7 protein-coding genes and 1 pseudogene are annotated in these 8867 nt (G+C 33.4%); 4 read left to right on the forward strand and 4 right to left on the reverse strand.

Annotated features, from left to right (window positions below):
- Positions 1-32: 32 nt before the first annotated feature.
- Positions 33-809 carry an ABC transporter ATP-binding protein gene (locus B3J44_RS05450; RefSeq protein WP_286966639.1) on the forward strand — a complete coding sequence of 259 codons (777 nt, stop codon included), beginning with the start codon at positions 33-35 and terminating at the stop codon, positions 807-809.
- A gap of 48 nt (positions 810-857) precedes the next feature.
- On the opposite strand, the gene B3J44_RS05455 is transcribed toward B3J44_RS05450, so the two are convergent.
- Both B3J44_RS05455 and B3J44_RS05460 read right to left on the reverse strand, forming a co-directional pair.
- Positions 858-1313: a tRNA (cytidine(34)-2'-O)-methyltransferase gene (locus tag B3J44_RS05455; RefSeq protein ID WP_198858177.1), complete on the reverse strand. Its 456-nt coding sequence runs from the start codon at positions 1311-1313 to the stop codon at positions 858-860.
- A gap of 45 nt (positions 1314-1358) precedes the next feature.
- Positions 1359-1931 (reverse strand): pseudouridine synthase, encoded by a 573-nt coding sequence (locus tag B3J44_RS05460; RefSeq protein WP_286966642.1) that lies wholly within the window; start codon positions 1929-1931, stop codon positions 1359-1361.
- A 390-nt stretch (positions 1932-2321) separates the two neighbouring features.
- Between B3J44_RS05460 and B3J44_RS05465 the strand changes: the two genes are divergently transcribed.
- The 3 genes from B3J44_RS05465 to B3J44_RS05475 all read left to right on the forward strand — a co-directional run bounded on the left by B3J44_RS05465 (position 2322) and on the right by B3J44_RS05475 (position 7353).
- Complete coding sequence (locus B3J44_RS05465; RefSeq protein ID WP_286966644.1) at positions 2322-2696, forward strand: hypothetical protein; 375 nt, start codon at positions 2322-2324, stop codon at positions 2694-2696.
- A gap of 154 nt (positions 2697-2850) precedes the next feature.
- Positions 2851-3603 (forward strand): SDR family NAD(P)-dependent oxidoreductase, encoded by a 753-nt coding sequence (locus tag B3J44_RS05470; RefSeq protein WP_286966646.1) that lies wholly within the window; start codon positions 2851-2853, stop codon positions 3601-3603.
- A gap of 309 nt (positions 3604-3912) precedes the next feature.
- Positions 3913-7353 (forward strand): T9SS-dependent choice-of-anchor J family protein, encoded by a 3441-nt coding sequence (locus B3J44_RS05475; RefSeq protein WP_286966648.1) that lies wholly within the window; start codon positions 3913-3915, stop codon positions 7351-7353.
- Positions 7354-7402: 49 nt separating this feature from the next.
- Here B3J44_RS05475 and B3J44_RS05480 read toward each other — a convergent pair whose 3' ends face one another.
- Both B3J44_RS05480 and B3J44_RS05485 read right to left on the reverse strand, forming a co-directional pair.
- Entirely contained in the window at positions 7403-7912 is a 510-nt protein-coding gene (locus B3J44_RS05480) for a MepB family protein (protein WP_286966649.1), read from the reverse strand.
- Positions 7913-7958: 46 nt separating this feature from the next.
- Positions 7959-8867: pseudogene (locus B3J44_RS05485) on the reverse strand (hypothetical protein); the annotation flags it as partial.

Raw genomic sequence — 8867 nt, forward strand, 5'->3', positions numbered from 1 at the left:
CTTAGTATCTCAGAATCTTAGCACCTTTAAAAATGAAAAACATTCTATCAACTTCAAGTTTAAATATTGGATATAAGTCCAAGAAAGGAGTTACGGCCATTGCTGAGAATCTTAATATTAATCTTGAAGCAGGAAAACTCATTACTTTAATAGGAGCAAACGGAATTGGAAAATCAACTTTACTGCGAACGATTACTGGAATTCAGAAGCCGTTGTCAGGAAATGTTTATTTGAATGAAAAAAAGATTTCAGATTATCAACCTTTAGAATTGGCGCAAAATTTAAGTTTAGTTTTAACCGAAAAATTGCCACCAAGCAATCTTTCTGTTTTTGAATTAGTTGCTTTAGGAAGACAACCTTACACCAATTGGGTTGATAAATTATCTGATGAAGACATTACTAAAGTTCATGAAGCTATGCAATTGACACAAATTGAACATTTGGCTTCTAAAAAACATTTCCAGATTAGTGACGGACAATTGCAGAAAGTATTAATTGCAAGAGCTTTGGCTCAAGATACTCCTCTAATTATTTTGGACGAGCCAACAACGCATCTTGATCTCCTTCATAAAGTTTCGTTATTCAAACTATTAAAAAAGCTTACACAAGAGACTCAAAAATGCATTTTGTTTTCGACACACGATATCGATTTGGCTATTCAGTTAAGTGACGAAATGATTATCATGACCTCAGAAAGTATAGTGCAAGACCAACCGTGCAATTTAATTTCTAACGGAAGTTTCAGCAATTTGTTCAAAGACGAACATATTATTTTTGACGCTGAAAAAGGGAAGTTTATTGTGAGTTAATATTTCGGCTGACCTGCAAGGTTTTCAAAACCTTGTAGGAAATCGAGATTATTTCTTCAATCCAATCTGTCTTTTCGCTTCACCAACCACAAAAGCAACCGAATTAGCAATATTAAAACTGCGGATAAGTGGTGACATCGGGATTGTCAAATGATTTTCGAATCTTGCCATAAAGGCTGCGCTCAAACCAACGCTTTCTTTTCCAAAAACTAGCCAGTCGCCATCTTGAAATTCGTTTTCTAAATAAGATTTATCAGAATGCGAACTCATTAAAAACACGCGAGAATGATCTGGAATTTGTGCAATCCATTCTTCTACGTTTTGATATTCTGTAACATCAAGATGAACCCAATAATCCAATCCTGAACGTTTTAGGTTTTTGTCATTAATAACAAATCCGAAAGGATGAATTAAATGAAGACGGCTTTCTGTGCCAACGCACAATCTTCCGATATTTCCGGTATTATTTGGTATTTCTGGTTCTACAAGAACAACGTTTAACATCTTTTTTTAGTTATGAATTATGAGTTATGAGTTTCTGAAAATTTTCTAATTTTCTAATTGAAAATCGGAAACTTCTAAAACCTCACCTGCTTTTAGATTTTGCAAATATACATTTCCTATTCGAACGCGAACTAAACGCAATGTTGGAAAACCAACAGCCGCAGTCATTTTTCGAACTTGGCGAAATTTTCCTTCTCTAACCGTGATTGAAGCCCAAGAAGTCGGGCCGTGGCGTTCATCTCTAATTTTTTTTGCTCTTGGTCCAAAATCGGGAATTTCGGTAACGATAGATGCTTTGCAGCGTTTTGTTTTGTATTTTCCACCGTCAAGTCCAATTTCTACCCCATTTTGTAATTGTTCAATTGCTTCTGGCGTAATTAATCCGTCAACCTGAACGTAATATTCTTTTTCAACCTTTTTACTTCGAACGAGTTCGCTCATGTTTCCATCAGTCGTCAAAAGAAGTAATCCTTCAGAATCTTCATCTAATCTTCCAATTGCCATTGTACCTTCTGGGAAATCGTGCAATTCGCCCAAAAGCTTTTTCTTTCTTTTTAATTCATAAATAAATTGACTTAAGTAGCCGTAAGGTTTAAAAAGAATGAAGTGTCGGTGCATTTTTAATTTTTTGCAAAGATAGTTCTTTCCTAAAATTAAAACCCATTACTGCTTTTGCGATTTCATTTTTTTGAGCCATTGATAAATAAACCAAATTGCAGTAACAATAAAAATGCCTATTAAAATGGAATAATAATTTTGAAAAAATTCATGAAAATAACTTCCAACAAAAATATAAATAGAAGCCATGCAAAGTTTAATCAAGATAAATTCGGAATTGGACCAGCTGGTTTTGATTTTGAAGAAATTCATAATAATTAAGGTTGTTAAGTTGCTTTGAATAAAGGTAATAAAATAAAAAAACAGATGGCAATTATAAAAGAAAGCAATCTTAAGCCATAACTTTTTTGCGATTAGAATTTGTAATATTATAAACTAAAAGATAATGTTATGGAAACGAATAAATTAGGAACGAAAAAAATAAACGGAACGCAAAAAAATATAGATGAGTCTAAAGGAAAAAACGTTTCGCACGATAAAGAATTAAAAGATGCCAAACTGAATAAAGAATTGATTACAGATGCAGATGGCGATAAAAAGATTGTTGAAAGAGCTAGAAACGAAAATGAAGATATAAATGCAGCGAAGCATCAGATAAATCCAAATAATCCAAATGCAAATCGCGGAGTAGAAACAGAGGAAGAGGCAAATAAAACAGTAGAGAATAAAGATCGTAACTCTGATATAACTTCAAATCGATATTCAAACTCACATCCAGATAATCATGAAGATCGTGGAAACATGAAATTGGACGAAGAGAATTAGATAATACAAAATTTTAAACAAAATCTTGTCAATTTAATGTCAAATAACATAACATTAGCGCTTAACGTTAATGTTGTTTTAAACTCTTTTGAAAGCTTAGCCAATGCTCAAGTTCTTCGTAAATTAGAAGAATCAATTTAAAAACATATATAAAATGGCACTTTTAGAAAATAAAGTAGCTTTTGTATCTGGCGGTGGTTCAGGAATCGGACGTGCAGTGGCAGAAGCATACGCTCGAGAAGGAGCAAAAGTAGTAGTAGCTGATATAAATGTAGAGCACGGTGAAGAAACCGTAAAAATAATAAAAGATAAGGGCGGAGAAGCTTTTTTTGTAAAAGGAGATTCGTCGAGTGCCAATGACAACAAGCATATGGTTGAAGTTACGGTTTCAAAATATGGTCGATTGGATATTGCCTGTAACAATGCAGGAATGGGAGGGCCGGCAAAACCAACTGGAGAATATGAGCCAGAAGCTTGGGATAAAGTTATTGCACTTAATTTGAGCGGTGTTTTTTATGCCTGCCGTTATCAACTAGAACAAATGGAGAAAAACGGGGGAGGAAGTATTGTAAATATTGCTTCGATTCACGGACAAGTTGCCGCTCCAAATAGTGTCGCGTATACAGCAAGTAAACACGGTGTGGTTGGTTTGACCAAAAATATTGCGGTAGAATATGCTCAGAAAAATATTCGATGTAATGCTGTTGGACCGGGTTATATAGAAACAGCGCTTTTAAAAGATAATTTGAATAAGGAAATGATGCAGGCTGTTGCGGCAAAATCTGCAATGAATCGTTTAGGGACAGCAGAAGAAGTTGCCGAATTGGTAATATTTTTAAGTTCTGAAAAATCTTCTTTCACAACAGGAAGTTATATTATAGCCGATGGAGGTTATACCGCAGTCTAATTATTTTTTAGAGTAAATAACATGACAATTGAAAAAGCAGTAAGCGAAAGTTTACTGCTTTTTTTTTGCTGAAACTGCTGTATTTGTAGGAAACATGGAGTTTTTATCAGTGTTTTTGAGATGCTTATTGTTTGAGTAATGTTTTGTAATATGGCTTTTTTGTTGTTTTTATTTTAGTATCTTTAAGTATGTGTTAAGCTTTATTGAATTATATTGATAAAAAAGCAAACATTAAGTTGATGGTTTTGTAACATTCCCTTAATTCTAAAGAAGATAAATTTGAACTCTAAAAACTCTATTCTTTAACGTATGAAAAAACTTTACTTTTCGCGCCTTATTCTGGCTCTTTTATGTTTTTTTTGCTCTTTTTCCGTGCATCTCTTAGCTCAGAACAATCCAGCACCGCAAAGCGTACCTTTTCGACAATATTTTGATACATTCGAAGTAACTTCTACTACTTATCCAGATGGTTTTCTAGGTTGGAATGCAAGTACTCCTTCTAGTGTAAGCACCCCTTCGAATTTTACCGTTACTGTTTTATCTGATAAGACCATGAGTTCTGGCGGATCTGCTGCTTCTACAGGTGGAAATATTTATAATTATAATCAAAAAATAGGTTTTTTAAATGCAGGAAATTATCTGGATCAATCAATAGTTCTTGCTTTAAATACAGAAAACGATTCGGGAGTACAAGTGGAATATGATGCAATGGTAGTTCGTAATCCATATGTTACAGGAACTACGACTAATCGTATTAATGAGATGGCTTTACAATATCGTGTAGGAGAGACAGGAAATTTTGTAACCTTATCTGAAACTTTTTTTCGCAACAATACAACAACACGAACAAAAGAAACAGAACAACTGCAATCGGCGCATATAAGAGTAACATTACCGGCAGAATGTGATAATAAGCCAATAATTCAAGTGCGATGGATATCTAGACAAGTTTCAGGAGCAGGTTCTCGTCCTGCCTTTGCAATTGGTAAAATAGATGTCACAGAAGATAATTTAGCGCCAGCAAATGTTTCAGGATATCCAAAAACAGCTAATATTTTAGGAGATAGTTTCGATTTTATTAGTAAAATAAATGAAGCTGGAAAGACCTATTATGTTCTGCTTCCAGTAGGAAGTGCAGAACCAACAATTACACAAATAAAAGCAGGGCAGGATTCTAATGGAACTGCAGCTTTACAGGCAGGAGTTTTTGATGTAACAAATTCTTCTCAAGAATATATAGCAAGTTTTACTGGATTGCCTTTAAGCACATCATATTCTATTTTTTCTATTTCAGAAGATATTGCAGCAAATATTCAAGCATCAGTTAATAGAGTAGATGTAACAACGCTAAGTGTTATGCCTCCTGCTATATCTCCTTCTGTTGCGGTATTAAATTTAGGTGGTACCGAACCAAATTTTGATCCTTTAATTAAAAATTACCAGATAGGAGCTTCAGATCTTATTGCAAATGTAATGGTTACTGCGTCAGGAGATTTCCAAATTTCAAAAGATAATGCAGCATATTCATCATCTTTAACTTTTGTTCCAACCGATTTTGATTCTAATGCCACACCAACAGTTTATGTAAAATTCACTCCTACTTCAGTTGCCAGTTTTACAGGTTCAATAATTCATGAAACAACAGGAGGGACAACTAAAACGGTTAATTTAACAGCGCTTGGAGTAAATCCTTTAGTGCAAAATTTTGACGATGCAAATGTTTTTGTAAACAGTAATTGGGTGCAATATAATGAGGCGGGACCTTTAAACAAATGGTCTTATACTAACCAATCACGAAATGTTAACTCTGGAACTGGTGCAGTTTTAATGAACGGATATTCAGATGCTGGAGCTAGTAAAGATTGGTTAATTTCTCCAAGATTACGTTTAGGTGGTTTTAACCACATTCCGTTATTATCTTTTTATTCTCGTCAATATTATGATGGGCCATCTTTAAAATTAGTAGTTTCTACAAACTACGATGGAGTAAGTGATCCCAATACAGCGACATGGACGCCCCTAGATGGTAAATTTCCAGGTAATACAGGAACTTACGAAAAATCAGAATATATAAACTTAACAGCTTATAAAACAGATCATACTTATTTGGCTTGGGTTTACGAAACGACTTCTGGTGGACTTGATAATGCTGCAGAATGGTCTTTTGATGATTTTGCTATTATAGATGAATCAAAATATGTGGACTCAAACCCATTTTTAGATTTTGCAGATGTAAGTCCGAATTCGGTTTCTGCTAGTCAGTCTTTTGTTTTTAATGCTGCAGGTTATGACGATATTATTATTACTGCTCCAGCTTCTTACGAGTTGTCATTAGATAATATTTCATTTGCATCAAGTGTTATTGTTACTTCTGCCGAATCAGAAGCAGGAAAAATCGTTTATGCAAGATTTGTTCCAACGACAAAAGTACCAACAATCTCTGGCGTTTTAACCGTTACAGGAACTTCTCTAACTAAACAAATTGGTTTATTTGCAGGAACTTCTATATTAAAAGCAGATACTTACGATGTCGTATCTTATAATTTAGAGTTTTTTGGAACCGATGTTAGAGATGCTACTGGTAAAGAATTTGGCCCAACGAATGATGCGCTACAAATAGAAAACGCAGCTAAAGTAATGAACACATTAAACGCAGATGTTTATGTAGTTCAAGAAGTTTCTGATGACTTGGCTCTTGAAGAATTAATTAAAAAAATTAGCATCAACGGAAAAACATTCGATAAAACAATCTCAACTTCTTGGTCGTATTCATTTAAGCCTTTAGATCCTTATTATCCACCACAAAAACTAGTTGTGATTTACAATACACAAACAACTACTGTAAAAAGTACAAAAGTATTGTTTAAAGATTTATTCGATCAAATTCTTGCTAATACGGTGGTTTTACCAAATTATCCAGGAACAAAAACTCCAGAAGAGAACGATGATAGTTTTTTCTCATCAGGACGTCTCCCTTATTTGGTTCAAGTTGAGGCTAATATTGGCGGAATTAAAAAAGAAATTAACTTAATTGATCTTCACGCAAGAGCAAACACTGGAACTGATATTTCAAAATACAATCTGCGCAAATACGATATAGATTACCTTAAAGATGCATTAGATGCAGAATATCCAAATTCAAATTTAATTCTTTTAGGAGATTTTAATGATGATGTAAAAGCTTGGGTTGGTAATGCAAATACACCGTCATCTTATCAGAAATTTGTAGAAGATACAGCTGGTTATAATGCTTTGACATTAGGTATTAGTCAAGCTGGAGCTTATAGTTTTTTAAGTTCAAAAGGATTTTTAGATCATATTTTAATTTCTGATGAATTGAATGAAGATTACATAGACAACTCAATCGCAGTTTATGACCCAAGAAATTTTGTTAAAAATTATACCACAACAACTTCAGACCACGGACCAGTAATTGCTCGTTTCTATTTGAAAGAAGACGTACTTTCTACACCTGATTTTGGAACGAAAAACAAATATTTCGTAAAAGCTTATCCAAATCCTGCAACAGATGTTTTAAATTTTGATATCAAAACAGCACAAGCAAGAGATTTGAAAATTAGATTATACGATTTTAATGGACGTGCCATTGGAAATCCAATTAACGTTAAAAATGAATCTGAAGTTAGTACAGCAGTTATTGCTGTTAATAATTTAGTTTCTGGAGTTTATTTTTACACGGTTACCGAAAATAATAAAGTTATTTTTAAAGATAAAGTGATTAAAAAATAAGAGGCTTACTATAAATTGAAAAAGGCAGTCATTTTAAGACTGCCTTTTTTTATGCAAATATTTTTCTGATTTCGTTTAAATCAATATCGTCTGGATTGGTAAAAAGAAAGAAATAATCTAATTGCCATTTCTGTGTTTTTTGAGCTTGTTTGCTTGTGGTTTCATCCCAAGGCGGATATACTCTTGTAGCTCTAATTCCTTGTTTGTTTTGGGTAGAAAAAATACCTTTCTCTAACGCTATCTTTTTTGGAAAAATAAATTGTCCCCAATTCTGATCTTTTCGAACAGTGATAATTACAAAATCTATATCGTCAGAATAGGCGAAAGGTTCAATGATCCCAGTTTGATTGCGTTTCCATAAAGTAACAAACTGTCCTGTTTTGGTTGGAGTAACTTTTGCTTCTCGATAACAAATCTTCTTATTGTTTATTAGAAAACGATGCGCCTTGTATTCGTCGCTTTCGCTTTCTTTCTGCAAAGAAGCAAGCAATAAATCAGCCTGATCATAAACGATTTCTTTGCTTAATAGCAAATCAGCTGGAGCAGTAGTAAAATTCATAAAAAATCAATTCTCAAGTATTCTTGAAAATTACTGCAAATTCTCGTTAGAAAGCAACATTAAGGCCAAAATTTAATCCCCATTGAAACTGGTTGAAAGACTGGCTATTTAACGGATTGACATAATAATTCATAGCAGGTTCAACAAAAACATTGGTTTTTTTGTACACACGATATTGAACCGTACTGCTTAAAGTAGAACCATAAACGTAATCATTAGCATTCATGTTTTCTCCAATAGAATGTCCATCCAAATTCACATTGTTAGAAATTAGTTTACCGACAAAACCTCCAGTGTTTAAATTAATGCTAGCTTTATTTTTATTAAAAATAGAATAAGAAACCTCAAGAGGCATCTCAACATATCTTAAGTTTTGATCTAATTTACCCGTTTGTACGTTTTCATTTTTCAGCGCTTCTTTTGTGCTATTAGAAATCAAAAGATAATCTTGACTTGGTTGATTTCCAGCAGCAACGGGATAAGAGTCGGGAGCAAAAAAAGCATTGTTTTTAGCACTTACATACGATACATTGGCAACGCTTTGGCCTAATTCATTAATTTTTAGACCAGATCCAACAGCCCATTTTTTATTAATGCTGTATTTTGTTTTTACTCCATAAGAATTTGATTGTTTAGAATCGTTTACGTTGCCCAGAGTTTTTTCGTTTTTAGTGTTTTCAGAACTTGCAACACCAGCAAAAACAGCAACTGCCCATCTTTCTTTTTTATCGATCAAATTGTCTTTTTTCTCTTTTTCTTCTTTCTTCTTTTCAGGAGATAAAATATCTTTTTCCAAATTCTGAAGTTCAGCCAATTGAATAGAGTCTGTTTTGCTTAAAGTGTTATTAAGCTTTAGATCGTCTTTTATGATAACTGCTTTATCGGTACGGTTATTTTCAGTTTTTCCTGAAATAGAAGTATTCGATTTATATACATTGCTGTTTACAGAAGAGCT

Source organism: Flavobacterium sp. UBA4854 (genome assembly GCF_002399805.1).
Classification (GTDB): domain Bacteria; phylum Bacteroidota; class Bacteroidia; order Flavobacteriales; family Flavobacteriaceae; genus Flavobacterium; species Flavobacterium ginsengisoli.